Source organism: Pseudomonas sp. SJZ080 (genome assembly GCF_007828295.1).
GTDB classification, from domain to species: domain Bacteria; phylum Pseudomonadota; class Gammaproteobacteria; order Pseudomonadales; family Pseudomonadaceae; genus Aquipseudomonas; species Aquipseudomonas migulae_A.
In genome coordinates this window covers 154,013-170,655 of record NZ_VIUK01000008.1, presented here as the reverse complement: position 1 = coordinate 170,655, position 16,643 = coordinate 154,013, and the positions used below count along the sequence as shown (strand labels likewise).

13 protein-coding genes are annotated in these 16,643 nt (G+C 60.1%); 5 read left to right on the top strand and 8 right to left on the bottom strand.

Annotation, left to right across the window (positions count from 1 at the left end; all coding sequences use genetic code 11):
- Nucleotides 1-3: 3 nt before the first annotated feature.
- From FBY04_RS13705 to FBY04_RS13695, 3 genes are all read right to left on the bottom strand, one after another.
- On the bottom strand, nt 4-1,101 hold the full coding sequence (locus FBY04_RS13705; RefSeq protein WP_145315531.1) for an extracellular solute-binding protein: 1,098 nt from the start codon (nt 1,099-1,101) through the stop codon (nt 4-6).
- Between the two features lie 2 nt (nt 1,102-1,103).
- Nucleotides 1,104-2,213, bottom strand: a complete 1,110-nt coding sequence (gene aguA, locus FBY04_RS13700) for an agmatine deiminase (RefSeq protein WP_145315530.1) — start codon at nt 2,211-2,213, stop codon at nt 1,104-1,106.
- A 100-nt stretch (nt 2,214-2,313) separates the two neighbouring features.
- Nucleotides 2,314-3,198 (bottom strand): LysR substrate-binding domain-containing protein, encoded by an 885-nt coding sequence (locus tag FBY04_RS13695; RefSeq protein ID WP_084320858.1) that lies wholly within the window; start codon nt 3,196-3,198, stop codon nt 2,314-2,316.
- A gap of 217 nt (nt 3,199-3,415) precedes the next feature.
- Here FBY04_RS13695 and FBY04_RS13690 point away from each other — a divergent pair, with 217 nt between their 5' ends.
- From FBY04_RS13690 to FBY04_RS13680, 3 genes are all read left to right on the top strand, one after another.
- On the top strand, nt 3,416-3,904 hold the full coding sequence (locus FBY04_RS13690; RefSeq protein WP_084320859.1) for a GFA family protein: 489 nt from the start codon (nt 3,416-3,418) through the stop codon (nt 3,902-3,904).
- 119 nt (nt 3,905-4,023) lie between these two features.
- On the top strand, nt 4,024-6,273 hold the full coding sequence (locus tag FBY04_RS13685; protein ID WP_145315529.1) for a TonB-dependent siderophore receptor: 2,250 nt from the start codon (nt 4,024-4,026) through the stop codon (nt 6,271-6,273).
- 257 nt (nt 6,274-6,530) lie between these two features.
- Nucleotides 6,531-7,319 (top strand): MipA/OmpV family protein, encoded by a 789-nt coding sequence (locus tag FBY04_RS13680; protein WP_145315528.1) that lies wholly within the window; start codon nt 6,531-6,533, stop codon nt 7,317-7,319.
- 120 nt (nt 7,320-7,439) lie between these two features.
- Here FBY04_RS13680 and FBY04_RS13675 read toward each other — a convergent pair whose 3' ends face one another.
- The 3 genes from FBY04_RS13675 to FBY04_RS13665 form a co-directional block, all read right to left on the bottom strand.
- Entirely contained in the window at nt 7,440-8,726 is a 1,287-nt protein-coding gene (locus tag FBY04_RS13675) for an ATP-binding protein (protein WP_084320862.1), read from the bottom strand.
- Complete coding sequence (locus tag FBY04_RS13670) at nt 8,727-9,434, bottom strand: winged helix-turn-helix domain-containing protein (protein WP_084320863.1); 708 nt, start codon at nt 9,432-9,434, stop codon at nt 8,727-8,729.
- A 231-nt stretch (nt 9,435-9,665) separates the two neighbouring features.
- Nucleotides 9,666-10,274: a tRNA-(ms[2]io[6]A)-hydroxylase gene (locus FBY04_RS13665; RefSeq protein WP_145315527.1), complete on the bottom strand. Its 609-nt coding sequence runs from the start codon at nt 10,272-10,274 to the stop codon at nt 9,666-9,668.
- Between the two features lie 160 nt (nt 10,275-10,434).
- Between FBY04_RS13665 and FBY04_RS13660 the strand changes: the two genes are divergently transcribed.
- The gene (locus FBY04_RS13660) at nt 10,435-11,298 is read left to right on the top strand and encodes a universal stress protein (protein WP_084320864.1); all 864 of its coding nucleotides are present in this window, start codon (nt 10,435-10,437) and stop codon (nt 11,296-11,298) included.
- 99 nt (nt 11,299-11,397) lie between these two features.
- Here the strand turns inward: FBY04_RS13660 and FBY04_RS13655 are convergent, their stop codons facing one another.
- Nucleotides 11,398-11,868, bottom strand: coding sequence for a DUF1289 domain-containing protein (locus FBY04_RS13655; protein ID WP_084320865.1), 471 nt, complete (start codon nt 11,866-11,868; stop codon nt 11,398-11,400).
- Nucleotides 11,869-12,276: 408 nt separating this feature from the next.
- Between FBY04_RS13655 and acnB the strand changes: the two genes are divergently transcribed.
- Nucleotides 12,277-14,886 carry a bifunctional aconitate hydratase 2/2-methylisocitrate dehydratase gene (acnB, locus tag FBY04_RS13650; RefSeq protein ID WP_084320866.1) on the top strand — a complete coding sequence of 870 codons (2,610 nt, stop codon included), beginning with the start codon at nt 12,277-12,279 and terminating at the stop codon, nt 14,884-14,886.
- A gap of 448 nt (nt 14,887-15,334) precedes the next feature.
- Here the strand turns inward: acnB and FBY04_RS13640 are convergent, their stop codons facing one another.
- A complete protein-coding gene (locus FBY04_RS13640) occupies nt 15,335-16,615 on the bottom strand; it encodes an HAAAP family serine/threonine permease (protein ID WP_145315525.1) in 1,281 nt (426 codons plus the stop codon).
- Nucleotides 16,616-16,643: the final 28 nt, after the last annotated feature.

Below are 16,643 nucleotides of genomic sequence, written 5' to 3'. Positions count from 1 at the left end.
CTGTCACAACCCCGACTTCAACCGACTGAACGCCCGAATCAACGCCCGGTTGAATGCCTTGCCATTGTCATTCTTGCTATACAACGAAGCCCGAACGGCCGCCGACGGATACGTCCCCGGATCATTACGAATCGCCGGGTCGATCAAATCATCCGCCGCCGTGATCGCGTTGGCGTAATGGATCGTGTCGGTAATCGGCGCAATCACTTCCGGCGTCATCAGGTAATCCATCAATGCCAGCCCGGCTTCGGGATGCGGCGCATCCTTGGGAATGACCATGGCATCGAACCAGATCAACGTGCCTTCCTTCGGTATCCGGTAAGTCAACGTGAACGGTTTTTTCGCGGCCTCTGCCTGGCCCGCCGCGATGGCCACGTTGCCGTTCCAGGACATCGCCACACAGGTATTGCCGTTCGCCAGGTCGCTGATGTTCAGGTCATTGTCGAAGTAACGGATGTAAGGCCGGATCTTCGCCAATTGCTGCTCGGCCAGCTTCAGGTCATCGAGGTTCTGCCGGTTGATGTCCAGCCCCATGTACTTCATCACCGCAGCGAACACCTCGTTAGGGTCGTTGAGCAAACTCACCCCACAATCGGCGAATTCAGAGACCACTGCCGGATCGAACAGCATCGCCCAGCTGTCGGTTGGCGCCTCTGGCAGGCGCTTTTTGACGGCCTCTTGCTGATAGCCCACACCGGTTGTACCCCAGGCGTAGATCCCGGCGTAACGATTGCCCGGATCGAACACCGCCATGTGCTGGCGGAATTCATCACCGACGCCGGCGAAGTGCGGCAACTGTTGCGGGTTCAACGCTTGAATGGCCCCGCTCTGGATCGCCCGGGACAAATGCTGCCCCGCCGTCAGCACCAGATCGTAGCCACTGCGGCCGGTGAGCAGTTTGGTCTCGACGGTTTCCAGAGAGTCGAAGTGGTCGGCGACCACGTGAATGCCGGTTTTCTTCTCGAAATTGGTCAGGGTATCCGGGGCCAGGTACTCGCCCCAGATGTACAGGTTCACCACCGGTCTGGCGCTGTCGGCGGCCTGCACACACAAGGGTGCAAGCACCAGCAATAACGCTTGAGTCAGTTTGTGCAGGCCCATGATCACACTCCTTTGCCTGCGTATTGCGGCATGGTGATGCACGCGACGTTACCGCCGCCGAGCAGGATTTCCCGGGAATTTTCGATGCCGACGATCTTGTGCTGCGGGAACAGTTCGGCCAGCGTCGCCAGCGCCACCTGATCATTGCGATCGCCAAACAGCGGCACCACGATCGAGGTGTTGCCGGCGTAGTAGTTGATGTACGACGCGCAGATTCTGGTCCCGGCCTGCCGAGAGTGGGTGCTGTCCTGCTGATCCAGGCCTTCGGCTTCTTCCGCGGTCCATTCCAGCACGTCCGGTTGCGGCAGTTTGTGCACGATCAACTCGCGGCCGCGGCTGTCGCGGGTGCTGCGCAGAACGTCGTAGGCTTCCTGATAGATTTCCCATTGCGGGTCATCGCGATTGTCGGTCCATTGCAGCACCACTTCACCGGGACGCACGAAGCACGCGAGGTCGTCGACATGGCCGTCGGTTTCGTCGAACTTGCAACCTCGCGGCAGCCAGATGACTTGCTCGGCGCCGAGGTAGTCCGTCAGCCGACGGGTGACTTCTTCCTTGCCCAGGTGCTGGTTGCGATTGCGGTTGAGCAGGCATTGTTCGGTGGTGAGAATGCTGCCCTGGCCATCGCTCTGGATGCCACCGAGTTCGGCAATCAGCGGTGCGCGGTAGCGGTCGAAGCGTTCGATTTCGAGGATTTTGCCGGCGATCTGGTCGTCCTTGTCCCACGGGTAGTACAAGCCACCGTCAAGGCCGCCGTAGGCGTTGAATTCGAAGTCGACGCCCCGCACTTCGCCGCTGGCATCATTCACCACAAAGCACGGGCCGCTGTCGCGGAACCAGGTGTCGTTGCAGGTCATTTCCACCACGCGCACTTGCGGCGGAAGCTGACGGCGTGCCGTGGCGAATTGGGCGGCGGAGGCACACACGGTGACCGGTTCGCTGTGGGAAATAGCCGTGACGATCTGCACCCAGACTTTCTGCGCAGGCTTGGCGCCGTTACGCCAGACATCGGTGCGCTCCGGCCAGCCGAGCCAGCAACCGGCCTTGGTTTCGAATTCGCCGGGCAAGCGGAAGCCGTCTTGTTTTGGGGTGGAGTCGAGCAAACGTGCCATGGTCAAACCTCATCAGCGGGGATAGGAATGACCACAGGCTAAGGTCGCCGACGCCCTCCTCGCCAACGATGATTATTTCGGAACACTTGAATTCAACTCATCAATCGATCAGCTGATCGTTGAACCATTCGAGCATCTGCGCCACGGCCGGACGCTCCAGGCGTACCCGTTCGCACACGAGCGCGTATTGGCCCAATGCGGTCATGCTTGAGGTAAACGGGCGGACCAGGCGACCGCTGAGCAGATCTTCCTGCGCCGTCAGGTTATCGCCCATCGCTACGCCCTGCCCCTGGGCCGCAGCCTCCAGCGCCAGCCCGGCATGGGCGAAATACAACTGTCGCTCGGGACGTTGATCGCCGGCATGGCTGGTGAGCCACGCCGTCCAGGTCTTGCCGTCCTGATCGTCGTGCAGCAGGCAGTGGCGCGCCAGGTCCTTCGGGGTTTTCAAAGTGCCCTGGTTGAACAGGCCGGGGCTGCACACCGGGAAGAATTGCAGCGCCGGCAACGGCTTGACGAAGTACGCGCTACTGTCCACCGGGCCGGTGCCGTAAGTGATCGCCAGGTCGATGTCTTCGCCCGGCGCGGTGGCGTCGATCGGCTGTTCGTAGAGGTGCAAGGTGATGTGCGGGTAGCGCGCATAGAAATCCGTGAGGCGACGCATCAACCACTTTTGCGCCAGCTCGGCCGTCACCGCCAGGCGCAACACCGCCAGCGACGACGGATCGCGCAGTTCATCGCAGGCCTCGCCGATCAGTTCGAAGGCTTGCTGCAGGCTTTGCATCAGGCGCCCGGCGGCCATGGTCGGACGAATTTGCCGGCCTTCGCGGATGAACAGCGACACGCCCAGTTGCTCTTCGAGTTGACGGATCTGATGACTGACGGCGCTGTCGGTGACGCACAACTCGGCGGCGGCCCGGCCGAAGTGGGCATGGCGGGCGGCGCATTCGAAGGTCTTGAGGGCGGCCAGTGATGGTAATCGGCGCATGAGTCGGTTCCCGGTTTGAGGTGCTAATGCTGACTGGATGGACGGTGGGCGTCCAGTCAGACCGCGTTATCGTTCATCGCGAGCAAGCCCGCTCCCACATTGGATCTGTGTCGTTCACAAATCCAATGTGGGAGCGGGCTTGCTCGCGATGGCGTCGGCACTTACATCGCAAATCTTCTAGGCTGAAACCAACCACTTGACCCCACCGGAGGCCCCCATGCAACTCGAAGGCTCCTGCCATTGCGGCGCCGTGTCGTTCAGCCTGACCAGCGCCCACCCCTATCCTTATCAACGTTGCTACTGCTCGATCTGCCGCAAGACCCAGGGCGGTGGCGGTTACTCGGTCAACATCGCCGGCGATGCCGCCAGCCTCAAGGTACGCGGTCGCAAATCCATCGCGATCTACCACGCGCGGCTCAAGGATGACGGCGACAAACGCGCCCACCGCAGCACGGCAGAGCGGCATTTCTGCTCGGTGTGTGGCTCGGGGTTGTGGCTGTTCAGCCCGGAATGGCCGGAGCTTGTTCACCCGTTCGCCTCAGCCATCGACACGGCGCTACCCGTGCCGCCCGAGTACACGCACGTGATGCTCGGATCGAAAGCGCCGTGGGTGGAGGTTCCCGCGCATCACGGTGATCGGCATTGCGAGATCTGGCCCGAAGAATCCATCGCGCAGTGGCATGAGCGTCTGCGTCTGGTGCGCTGAATCAAGAAAAAACACGGACCTCGAATTTTTTACACACGGCAGTTCCCTTTTGCGTTTTTCGTTCGGTTAACCCTCAGAAGCCTTTCACTTACCGAACGATTCGATACAAAGGGATCTCCATGTCGCACCCACTTGCCGCACGTTTTCGTTTCGCCCTGTGCCCCTTGGCACTGGCCCTGCCAGCCGCGCTGCTGAGCCTTTCCTACACGGCCCACGCCGCCGAAACGGTTGAAAGCAAACCGGCTTCCAAAGACGACGGCGCGCTGCAACTGGGTACGACGAGTATTTCTGCCGTAGGCTTGGGCGAGACCACCGAGGACACTCATTCCTACACCACGGGCTCGACGTCCTCGGCCACCGGCCTGGCGTTGTCGCCACGTGAAACGCCGCAATCGGTCACCGTGGTCACCCGTCAGCAAATGGACGATCGCGGTGTGCAGAGCGTCAGCGACGCGTTGCGCAATGCCCCCGGCGTCTCGACGCAAAAGTACGACAGTGACCGTACCGAGTTTTCCGCCCGTGGTTTTGCCATCACCAACTTCCAGTACGACGGGGTCAACCAGCCGTATGACGGCGTCTACGGTGAGAACCCGAACAACAGCGATGACGCGGCGAGCCTCGACCGCATCGAAATCGTCAAGGGTTCGACCGGCCTGATGACGGGTTCGGGTGACCCGTCCGCCACCGTCAACCTGATTCGCAAGAAGCCGACCAAGGAATTCAAGGCCTCGCTCAGCGGCACGGTCGGTTCGTGGGACAGCTACCGCACCACCGGCGATATTTCCGGGCCGTTGAACGATACCGGCAGCGTACGCGGCCGCTTCGTCGGTTCGTACCAGGACAAGAATTCCTACATCGATCACTACAGCCAGAAGAAAGACCTGTTTTACGGCATCCTCGAAGCCGACCTGACGGACGACACCTTACTGACCTTCGGCATCGACAAATCCAGCGCCACCCCGCGCGGCACCTCCTGGACCGGCAACACGGTGTACTTCGCCGACGGCGGCCGCACCGATTTCTCGCGCAGTTTCAACCCGGGCGCCGACTGGAGCCGTCGCGATTTCGACACGGTCACCTACTTCACGTCGCTGGAACAGACGCTGGCCAATGACTGGAAACTCAAGGTCAATCTCAACCAGAAAACCACCGATCACGATACGCGCCTGGCCTCGGCCAGCGGCGGCGCACCGGACCGCGCCACCGGTGAAGGCATGTTCCTTTACTGGGGTCGCTGGGAAGGTCATCGCGTGCAGAACACGGCGGACGTGAACGTCTCCGGGCCGTTCACCCTGGGTGGTCGCGAGCACGAACTGGTGGCCGGCTTCATGACCTCCCATGCCCGCCAGACCGGCGCGACGTTCGACAGCGTTATCCCCGGCGCCGGAGGTGTGCCGGGCAGCATCTATGACTGGAAAGGCGATCTGCCGGAGCAGGATTTCCCGAAAAACGGCAAGTACGAGCGCACCACCAGCCAGAACGGCGCTTACCTGGCCACGCGCCTGCGCCCGACCGATGACCTGTCGATCATCCTCGGCAGCCGCGTGAGCACCTTCAAGTACAACGAGGATTACAGCTACTACCCGGGCGCCGGCCAGACCGACACCCAAACCAGCTACAAGGAACACGGCGTCGTCACCCCTTACGCCGGTGTGATCTATGACCTGGATGACACGTATTCGGTCTACGCCAGCTACACCAACATTTACCAGCCGCAGACCTACAAGGACGCCGCCGGTTCGACCCTGAAGCCGGTTGAAGGCAACAGCTACGAGACCGGGCTGAAAGCGGCGTACCTCGAAGGCAAACTGAACGCCAGCCTGGCCTTCTTCCGTATCGAGCAGGAAAACATCGCCCAATACGTCACCACCGACAGCACTGGGCAGGACGTGTACGAAGCCATCCCCGGGGCCACCACCAAAGGCGTAGAGCTGGAATTGGCGGGCGAACTGTCCGATGGCTGGAACCTGTCGGCCGGCTACACCTATGCCCGTACCCGCGACAAGGATGAGCAACGGATCTACGGCTTCCCGCTGGCCACCACCAAACCTGAACACGTCGTGCGCACGTTCACCACCTACCGTTTGCCTGGCGCACTGGACAAGGTCACCGTCGGTGGCGGCGTGAGCTGGCAGAGCGCTTTCTACGGTCAGAGCTTCAGCCCTACCGAGGGCAGCACTTCGCTCAAACAGGGCGGCTACACCCTCGTGGACCTGATGACCCGTTATCAGTACAACGAGCACCTGAGCTTCACCGCCAACGCCAACAACGTTTTCGACAAGAAGTACCTGACGGGCCTGGGCAACTTCGGTACCACGTTCTACGGCGAGCCACGCAACCTGATGCTGACCACCCGTTGGGATTTCTAAGCTGAACAGCATCGGCTGAATCAGCTGGCGAAACTTGACCCTGTAGGAGCCGAGCTTGCTCGCGATAGCGGTCTGTCAGCTACATGCATGTCGAACGTAGCGCCGTCATCGCGAACAAGCTCGACTCCTGCAGGGCACTGGGGATCAGGGGGCTCAGCTCTATTCACAGTCTTTGACAGTTTCCCGACAAAGCTGTCAAAGATTGCCGGCCGGCACCCGCCTAGCATGGGCGCATCCAATCTCCCTCGGGTGCTTCCATGTATCGTTCGCTGTGTCTGTCGCTGACTTCATTCTGCCTGTTCCTCCCCTCCACCTCCTTGCATGCCGAAGACTGGCGTTACAGCCTGCGGGCCGGCACCGCCAGTGCGCCGCGTTACAGCGGCAGCGATGAACGCGTGGTGGCGCCGCTGCTGGGCGGGGAAATCGTCAGCCCTTATGGTTTCTTTCTGGACACTGGAAAGGGTCTGGGCTGGGCGTTTGACGAGGATGACTTCGGCCTCAGCGTGTACGTCGGCGCCAGTGATGTGCGCAAGGATCGCAAGACCGGATTCAAAGGTTCCGATGAGCTGGACGGCATGGGTTCGATCAAGTCACGCCCGGTACTGGGGCTCGACGGCACGTATCGCATGGGCCCGATCATTTTCGGCGCGAGTTTTGAACATGCGCTGGAAAAAGACGATGACGACCACGACACGGGTTCCGCCTGGAATCGCTTGAAACTGAGCATCAGCGCACCGTTTTACGAGGGTGACCATGGCAAGGTCGTGGGCAGCCTCAACAGTCAGTTTGGCGACGGCGATTACATGCGCACCTGGTATGGCGTCAGCACGGCTCAGGCGTCGCGCAGTCAGTTCCGGGCGTATGACGCTCATGGCGGGCTGGTGAGTCGTGGAGCGGATCTGACCTGGTCGTTGCCGATCAATGATCAATGGAGCGTGTCGACGGTGTTGGCCGTGCAGTATCTGGCCAAGGAGGCGGCGGACAGCCCGATTGTCGAGCGGCGGATGCAGAGTTCGTTGGCAGGGCAGGTGGTTTACAGCTTTTGAGTTGAGGTGATGCGGACGGCCTCTTCGCGGGCAAGCCCGCTCCCACATTGGATCTATGCCGTTCACCAATCCAATGTGGGAGCGGGCTTGCTCGCGATGGGGCCCGCAAGAGCAACACCATTAATCCAGATGCGCCCAGGTCATACGAAACGACGCCCCACCCCACGGCGAATCCGCCACTTCCACTTGCCCGCCATGGGACTGCGACACCCGCCTGACCAGCGCCAACCCCAAACCAAACCCACCCGTGCGGCGATCACGGCTGGCGTCCAGACGCGAAAACGGCTCAAAAATCATCTCCCGACCGGCCACCGGCACACCCGGCCCATCATCATTGACCTGCACTTCGTAATGATCGCCGGTGCGCACCAGCGACACTTCCACCCGCGCCTCGGCATAGCGAATAGCATTGCGCAGCAGGTTGATCACCGCCCGCGCCATGAAGCGCGGTTCGATACGCACCTCATCCACCCGGCATTCGACAATCAGCAGCTGGACCCCGGCCGCCTCGGCCTCCAGCGCGACACTGCCGACCACGCTGTCGAGCCAGCTGTTGGCCTGGATATTCTCCCGGGTGATCACCGTCGCACCGCGCTCGAGACTGGCGTAGGTCAGCAGCTCCGACACCATCTCTTCCAGCTCGCCGAGGTCGGCGTACATGTCGGCAATCAGCTCGCGGTTCTGGGTCGGATCAGGCTGCTGCTTGAGCTGGTCGAGCTCGAACGACAACCGCGCAATGGGCGTACGCAATTCATGGGACACCGCGTTGGTCAGCTCACGCTGATTGGCGATCAGGCCTTCGATACGCGCAGCCATCAGGTTGAAGTGTTCAGACAGGTCGCGGATGTTCGAGCGTTTCGACAACCGGATGCGTGACGACAAATCGTTATCGCCAAAACGCTCGGCCGCCAGGCGCAGTTTTTCCAGATCGCGCCAGTGTGGACGTACCCAGAAAATCAACACCAGCCCGATCATCACCGCAATCATCAGATAGGCCGCGGCAATGTAGAACGGCATCAGACTCGGCTCGGCCGGCAACTTGATGCTGAGCAGCTGCGAACCGTCGTCAATGCGCGAGATGAACTGCGTGTACTTGTCGCGCAGCACCAGCTGGCCTTGGGCCAACTCGGCTTTTTCCTGATCGGTCAGGGCCAGTTGATCGGTCTCGACCAGGCTCAGGCCCAGGCCGTAATGGGGGCGCACGGCTTCCAGTTGGCGTTCACGGGCCGCACTGTCCAGGCCGCGCAATTGCTCCACCAGCGACCAGGCCTGGCCACGTACCGCCTCGCGGTTGTAGCTCTGCATCTGACCGTCGAGCAGCGCATCGAACGTGCGCTCGACGGTTTGCAGCCCCAGGATCAGGCCAACCGTCATCACCAGAAACAGCCCGAGAAATAACCGCAGCATCTACAGCTCCCACGCAAACGGATTGAACAGGTAACCCTTGCCCCAGATGGTCTTGATGCACACCGGTTCGCGCGGGTTGTCCTTGAGCTTGCCGCGCAACTTGCTGATGTAGACGTCGACGCTGCGGTTGAGCCCATCGAAAGCGATGCCGCGCATGCGGTTGAGAATGTCATCGCGGGACAGGATCTTGCCCGCGGCGCTGGCCAGCAACCACAGCAGCTCGAACTCCATGGTGGTCAACTCGATGCCCTCGCCCGCCAACCGCACTTCACGGCAACTGCGGTCGATACTCAGATGGCCGAACTCCAGCGCGCTGCACACGCTGCTGTCCGGCGTTTGCCGACGTTGCAACGCACGCAGGCGGGCCAGCAACACCGGTGGCTTGATCGGCTTGATCACGTAGTCGTCGGCGCCGGATTCCAGGCCGAGGATGTGATCGAGGTCATCTTCCTTGGCGGTGAGGATGACGATCGGCGTGTCGGACACGCTGCGAATTTCGCGGCACACGTGCAGGCCGCTCTGGCCCGGCAGCATCAGGTCGAGAACAACGATTTTCGGTTTGAAGTCGAGAAAAGCTGCCAACGCGAGGTCGCCGCGGTGCACCTGCAAAACCTCAAAGCCATGTTGAGACAGGAAATGCGCGATCAGCCCGGAGAGCCGCTCGTCGTCTTCCACCAGCAATACTTTGCCAAAACCCAGGTTATCCATAACGAACGCTTGCCAACCCTTGAGTGAAGTGGGCGGCATTATGGCGCCAATCAGTGACGGGGCGGAGATGACGGGCAGCAAAAACCGGCCTCTTGGGCCGGTTTTCAGTGATGTTTCATACTCTTAAGAGTTTTTAACAATATTGAATCAAGACGCGACATTTGTAGGGAGCCGGCTTGCTGGCGATGGCGTCTCTGAGATCGCTATCGCCAGCAAGCCGGCTCCTACAGGTTATGCGGCAACTGGGACGCCGCTGTGGAAGCGAAACTCCACGTCTGGCGACTCGATCAGTTCCTGCTCGGCGGCCCGGACCTTGTCGATCACCTGGGCAATATCCTTGGCATCACCATACTGGTAAGCCAGTTTCAGATAACCCTGAAAATGCCGGGCCTCGCTTTTCAGCAAGCCAAAGTAGAACTTGCCCAGCTCTTCGTCCAGGTGCGGCACCAGCGCCTCGAAACGCTCGCAGCTGCGGGCTTCGATGAACGCACCGACCACCAGGGTATCCACCAGTTTCACCGGCTCGTGGCTGCGCACCACTTTGCGCAGGCCCGAGGCGTAACGCCCGGCAGACAGCTGACGCAACTCGATCTTGCGCTTTTTCATCAGGCGCATGACCTGTTCGTGGTGCACCAGCTCTTCCCGGGCCAGACGCGACATCAGGTTGATCAGGTCGACGTGAGAGTAGTATTTGGCGATCAGGCTCAATGCCGTGCTGGCCGCCTTGAATTCGCAGTTCTTGTGGTCGATCAGCAAGGTTTCCTGATCGGCCAGCGCGGCCTGGACCCAGCCGTCCGGGGTACGGCAACCGAGGAACTCGTGAATTTCGGGAAGGATCATGGGGCTCACGGACAAAAGGTTCAAAACGAAGGGCGCCGATTATACCGGCCCGCCGCCAGACCACCAGCCACGACCGTTGATATGCATCAAGTCCCGAATGCGCAACCAGCAACTATAGTTGTGCAACGCCATGCTTTTTTACCCTATGGAGGTCCCGATCATGCAAGCCATTCGCAGCATTCTGGTGGTCATCGAACCCGAACACTCGGAAAGCCTGGCGCTCAAACGGGCCAAATTGATTGCCGGCGTGACCCAGGCGCATCTGCATCTGCTGGTCTGTGACCGCAAGCATGACCACAGCGGCATGCTGGGCGTGCTCAAGGCGGCGCTGATTGAGGACGGCTACAGCGTCACGACCGAGCAGGCGTGGAACGAAAGCCTGCACGAAACCATCGTCGATGTGCAGCAGGCCGAAGGTTGCGGGCTGGTGATCAAGCAGCATTACCCCGACAGTTCATTGAAAAAAGCCCTGCTGACCCCGGCGGACTGGAAACTGCTGCGCTTATGCCCGACGCCGGTACTGCTGGTCAAAACGTCGAAGCCCTGGACGGGCGGCGTGATTCTGGCGGCGATCGACGTGGGTAATACCGACGACGAACACCGCCACCTGCACAACACCATCATCGATCACGGCTATGACATCTCCAGTCTGGCCAAGGCGCATCTGCATGTCGTCAGCGCCCATCCGTCACCGATGCTGTCGGCGGCCGACCCGACGTTGCAGCTCAGTGAAACGATCGAGGCGCGCTATCGCGAACAGTGCAAAGCCTTTCAGGCCGAGTTCGACATTGATGACGAGCACCTGCATATCGCGGAAGGTCCGGCGGATGTGTTGATTCCGTACATGGTGCACAAGCTGGGTGCAGCAGTGACGGTGATTGGCACGGTGGCGCGGTCCGGGTTGTCCGGGGCGTTGATCGGCAATACGGCGGAAGTAGTGCTGGATGCGGTGGAGAGTGATGTGCTGGTGTTGAAGCCGCAGGAGATTGAGGATCACCTGGAAGAGATGGTGTCTCATCATTGAGAATTGCGGTGAGGGGTAGATCCCATCGCCAGCAAGCCGGCTCCTGCAGGGGGACGCGGTTACCTGTAGGAGCCGGCTTGCTGGCGATGCTTTTCAGTTTCAACCGCCAAAGGCATCCTTGAGGAATCCCGGCGCAATGTAGCGCTGGTAATGCGCCTCCGAGAGCAAAAAGAACTCCCGATCAATCGCATCCCGCAGCTCCGGCAGGTTCCAGTCGCGAAACTCCGGCAGCAGGACCATCCCGTAGGCGTCCAGATTATTGATCACCCGCGCGCCCCGGGCGATCAGCTGATAAGCCCAGCAATATTCCGACTGATGCGGCACGAAGCGGATCTTTCGCTGTTCCAGCTGCATTCTCAGCAGCGCCGGATCAAAAATTTCCACCTTGCCGGCCATCACCTGGGACAACAGCTGCTCGAGACGCAGCCACACCGCGCGCTTTTCTTCCTCGTTGTAACCGTTCCAATGGATCACTTCATGGTGGAAACGCTTGCAGCCACGGCAGACCAAGTCACCGTAAACAGTGGAGCAAAGGCCGACGCAGGGGGTCTTGATGGTCTGATTGGGCATAGGTCAGGAAAACACGGGAAAGCAGAACAGGCCGGCATGTTAGCCCTTTGTCTAACATTCATCACCCCTCAAAATTGAGAGCCCAACTTACCTTTAAATTTTTTTTGCCGTAGAATCAGCCAGCCTTTTAAGGCGCCAATGTCCGTTAGAAGCTGTTTTCAAAGCGTCACGAGCACAGTCGTTCCTTCAGAGCGGTGTTGGCGAAGGGTTTTTCCAGCGGGGAAAAGCTCTACGCCAACCCTCATCAGCTCCCCGTTCTGCAGGCGTAAAACTTTGAAAGCAGCTTCTGTAAGGAATTGTCGGTAATTCTGGCTAAGTGGCGCACAACGCCACGCAGCGCATGAGTACGGCAATTTCGGGATGAGCGTCCCGGACACCCATTTGGGACCACTGATGAGGGTAATAACTGTGCTTGAAGCCTACCGCAAACATATCGAAGAGCGTGCAGCACTGGGTATCGTTCCCCAGCCGCTTAACGCCGAACAAACTGCAGGCCTGGTCGAGCTGCTGAAGAATCCCCCGGCTGGCGAAGAAGCTTTCCTCGTTGACCTGATCACCAATCGCATTCCGCCTGGCGTGGACGAAGCAGCCTATGTAAAGGCCGGCTTCCTGTCTGCCTTGGCCAAAGGCGAAGCCACCTCCCCTCTGATCGACAAGAAACGCGCTGTTGAACTGCTCGGCACCATGCAGGGCGGCTACAACATCGTGACCCTGGTTGACCTGCTCGACAACGCCGAACTGGCTCCTGTCGCCGCGGCTCAACTCAAGCACACCCTGCTGATGTTCGATGCGTTCCACGACGTCGCGGAAAAAGCCCGCAACGGCAACGTACACGCCAAAGGCGTGATCCAGTCCTGGGCTGACGGCGAGTGGTTCCGCAACCGCCCTGTCCTGGCCGACAAGATCAGCCTGCGCGTGTTCAAGGTCACCGGCGAAACCAACACCGACGACCTGTCCCCTGCCCCGGACGCCTGGTCCCGCCCGGACATCCCGCTGCACGCCCTCGCCATGCTGAAAATGGCCCGTGACGGCATCGTGCCTGACGTCCAGGGCGTTACCGGCCCGATGAAGCAGATCGAAGAAATGCGCGGTCAAGGCTTCCCGATCGCCTACGTCGGTGACGTGGTCGGTACCGGTTCTTCGCGCAAGTCCGCCACCAACTCGGTGCTGTGGTTCTTCGGCGACGACGTTCCTTACGTGCCGAACAAGCGTGCTGGCGGCTTCTGCTTCGGCAGCAAGATCGCTCCGATCTTCTACAACACCATGGAAGATGCCGGCGCACTGCCGATCGAATTCGACGTCACCAACATGAACATGGGCGACGTGATCGACCTGTACCCGCATGCTGGCAAAGTCTGCAAACACGGCACTGACGAAGTCCTGACCACCTTCGAAATGAAGACTCCGGTGCTGTTGGACGAAGTTCGTGCCGGCGGCCGTATTCCGCTGATCATCGGCCGTGGCCTGACCGACAAGGCTCGCGCCGAATTGGGCCTGGGCCCTACCGATCTGTTCAAACTGCCTGAAGCACCTGTCGATACCGGCAAGGGCTACACCCTGGCACAGAAAATGGTCGGCAAGGCGTGCGGTCTGCCAGAAGGCAAAGGCGTTCGTCCTGGCACCTACTGCGAACCGAAAATGACCACCGTCGGCTCTCAGGACACCACCGGTCCGATGACCCGTGACGAACTGAAAGACCTGGCGTGCCTGGGCTTCTCGACCGATCTGGTAATGCAGTCCTTCTGCCACACCGCGGCCTATCCAAAGCCGATCGATGTGACCACCCACCACACCCTGCCAGACTTCATCATGACCCGCGGCGGCGTTTCCCTGCGTCCGGGCGACGGCATCATCCACTCGTGGCTGAACCGTATGTTGCTGCCGGACACCGTCGGTACCGGTGGTGACTCGCACACCCGTTTCCCGATGGGCATTTCGTTCCCGGCCGGTTCCGGTCTGGTTGCGTTTGCTGCAGCCACCGGCGTTATGCCGCTGGACATGCCGGAATCGATCCTGGTGCGCTTCAAAGGCAAGATGCAACCGGGCGTCACCCTGCGTGACCTGGTTCATGCCATTCCTTACTTCGCGATTCAGGCTGGCCTGTTGACCGTTGAGAAGAAAGGCAAGAAGAACGCTTTCTCCGGCCGCATCCTGGAAATCGAAGGCCTGGACGACCTGAGCATCGAGCAGGCTTTCGAGCTGTCCGACGCCTCGGCTGAACGTTCGGCTGCCGGTTGCACCATCAAGCTGTCGAAAGAGTCGATCACCGAGTACCTGAACTCCAACATCACCCTGCTGCGCTGGATGATCGGCGAAGGCTACGGCGATGCGCGTACCCTGGAACGTCGTGCTCAAGCGATGGAAGCCTGGGTTGCCAACCCTGAGCTGATGGTTGCCGATGCTGACGCCGAATACGCTGAAGTCATCGAAATCGACCTGGCCGACATCAAAGAGCCTGTGCTCTGCGCGCCGAACGACCCGGACGACGCCCGTCTGCTGTCCAGCGTTGCTGGCGAGAAGATCGACGAAGTGTTCATCGGTTCGTGCATGACCAACATCGGTCACTTCCGCGCTGCCGGCAAGTTGCTGGATCAGGTCAAAGGTCAGCTTCCAACCCGTCTGTGGCTGTCGCCGCCGACCAAGATGGACGCTCACCAGTTGACCGAAGAAGGCTACTACGGCATCTACGGCAAGGCCGGCGCACGCATGGAAATGCCAGGCTGCTCGCTGTGCATGGGTAACCAGGCACGTGTAGAGCCGAACTCCACTGTGGTGTCGACGTCGACCCGTAACTTCCCGAACCGTCTGGGTGATGGCGCGAACGTTTACCTGGCTTCGGCTGAGTTGGCGTCTGTTGCTTCCATCCTGGGTCGCCTGCCGACCGTCGAGGAGTACATGGAATACGCTGGCAAGATCGACAGCATGGCGGCTGATGTTTACCGCTACCTGTCCTTCGACCAGATTGCCGAGTTCCGTGAGGCTGCTGCGAACGCCAATATCCCGGTTGTTCAAGCCTAAGGCTTTCTCGTTGTAGAAGACGCCGCGTGTCGTGAGATGCGCGGCGTTTTTTTATGTTTGGTTTTTTGTGTAAGCGTACGCATCCCCTGTGGCGGCGACGGAAGCAGGTCGGTTTTCAGGCCGCCTCGCTTTGGCTTTTGATCTTGATCTTGATCTTGATCTCCCGTTGGAAGGCCGTACGTCAGGGGCGCAGGCGCTTGGTTACTTGGCGCTTTTCCAAGTAACCCGCCGTCAGGGCGGAACCCATAGCGGCCGTTACCGCAGGAATGGATATGTACACCCTCAAAAAACAAGTCGCCTGACGCTCAGCCATCGCTAGCAAGCCAGCTCCTACAAGGGTCCGGGTACATCTGCAATAACCGACACTCGCCCCAAAAAAAACGGCCAACCCGCAGCGCGGATCAGCCGTCATTCATTCCAGCAAATCAAATCAAACGAGCGGCACCGATCAGGCACTCAGCGAATAAATCAACGCCGAAATAGCCACCAAACCCACCGCCGTCACAAACACATTCGACGCCTGACCACGAAAGCGCGCCATCGCTGGCACCTTACGAATCGCATACATCGGCATCAGGAACAGAATCGCCGCGATGATCGGCCCACCCAAGGTTTCAATCATCCCCAGAATGCTCGGATTCAACGTCGCCACGATCCAGCACACCACCAGCATAAACGCCGCGGTCATGCGATCCAGAGTCTTGGGCGCCGGACGCTTGCCACTCTTCACGATCAGGCCTTTAAGCCCCTCACTGGCACCGATGTAATGCCCGAGGAACGACTTGGAAATCGCCACAAACGCAATCAACGGCGCCGCAAACGCAATGGTCGGATTGCTGAAGTGGTTAGCCAGGTACGACAGGATCGACAGGTTCTGCGCCTTCGCTTCCGCCAGTTGCGCCGGTGACAGGGTCAGCACGCAGCTGAACACGAAGAACAGCACCATCACCACCATCAACACATGCGCGCGGGACAGGATCTGCGAACTGCGCTCCTCGGCATGGTCACCGTAGCGACGCTTCTGGTCCACCGCGAACGCCGAGATGATCGGTGAATGGTTGAATGAGAACACCATCACCGGAATCGCCAGCCACAAAGTGTGCAACAGCGCCGACGGCTCAGGCACCGTCGATGCCGTGGTCAGGATGCCGCCATTCCAGTGCGGAACCAGGAACACCGCCAGGAACAGCAACGCCACGATAAACGGATACACCATCAGGCTCATGGCCTTGACGATCACCTGCTCACCGCAACGCACCACGGCCAGCAAACCGAGGATCAGCACAAACGACAACACCGCGCGCGGTGGCGGCATGATGTGCAGTTGATGCTCAAGGAAACTGCCGACGGTGTTGGTCAGCGCCACGCTGTAGATCAGCAGGATCGGAAAGATCGCAAAGAAGTACAGCAAGGTGATCAGCGCACCGGCCTTGATGCCGAAGTGCTCTTCCACCACTTCGGTGATGTCCGCGCCTTCGCGCCCGGACAATACGAAACGGGTCAGGCCACGGTGTGCGTAAAACGTCATGGGGAACGCCAGCACCGCCAGGATCAGCAACGGCCAGAAGCCGCCCAGACCCGCGTTGATCGGCAAAAACAACGTACCGGCCCCGATGGCCGTGCCAAACAGGCCGAGCATCCAGGTGGTGTCATGGCGGTTCCAGCCTTCAAGGCTGACAGGTTTCGCCGCTACATAGCGTTCGTTGACGCTATTGGCCTGATCATTCATCCGGTGGGATCTCCGCATTCCGGTCAGT

Bases quoted from the DNA above. Each gene is read 5' to 3' on its own strand.
- FBY04_RS13685 (WP_145315529.1), top strand. From the start codon at position 4,024: ATGTCGCACCCACTTGCCGCACGTTTTCGTTTCGCCCTGTGCCCCTTG.
- FBY04_RS13680 (WP_145315528.1), top strand. From the start codon at position 6,531: ATGTATCGTTCGCTGTGTCTGTCGCTGACTTCATTCTGCCTGTTCCTC.
- FBY04_RS13695 (WP_084320858.1), bottom strand. From the start codon at position 3,198: ATGCGCCGATTACCATCACTGGCCGCCCTCAAGACCTTCGAATGCGCC.
- FBY04_RS13670 (WP_084320863.1), bottom strand. From the start codon at position 9,434: ATGGATAACCTGGGTTTTGGCAAAGTATTGCTGGTGGAAGACGACGAG.
- aguA (WP_145315530.1), bottom strand. From the start codon at position 2,213: ATGGCACGTTTGCTCGACTCCACCCCAAAACAAGACGGCTTCCGCTTG.
- FBY04_RS13655 (WP_084320865.1), bottom strand. From the start codon at position 11,868: ATGCCCAATCAGACCATCAAGACCCCCTGCGTCGGCCTTTGCTCCACT.
- FBY04_RS13665 (WP_145315527.1), bottom strand. From the start codon at position 10,274: ATGATCCTTCCCGAAATTCACGAGTTCCTCGGTTGCCGTACCCCGGAC.
- FBY04_RS13660 (WP_084320864.1), top strand. From the start codon at position 10,435: ATGCAAGCCATTCGCAGCATTCTGGTGGTCATCGAACCCGAACACTCG.
- FBY04_RS13640 (WP_145315525.1), bottom strand. From the start codon at position 16,615: ATGAATGATCAGGCCAATAGCGTCAACGAACGCTATGTAGCGGCGAAA.
- FBY04_RS13675 (WP_084320862.1), bottom strand. From the start codon at position 8,726: ATGCTGCGGTTATTTCTCGGGCTGTTTCTGGTGATGACGGTTGGCCTG.
- FBY04_RS13705 (WP_145315531.1), bottom strand. From the start codon at position 1,101: ATGGGCCTGCACAAACTGACTCAAGCGTTATTGCTGGTGCTTGCACCC.
- FBY04_RS13690 (WP_084320859.1), top strand. From the start codon at position 3,416: ATGCAACTCGAAGGCTCCTGCCATTGCGGCGCCGTGTCGTTCAGCCTG.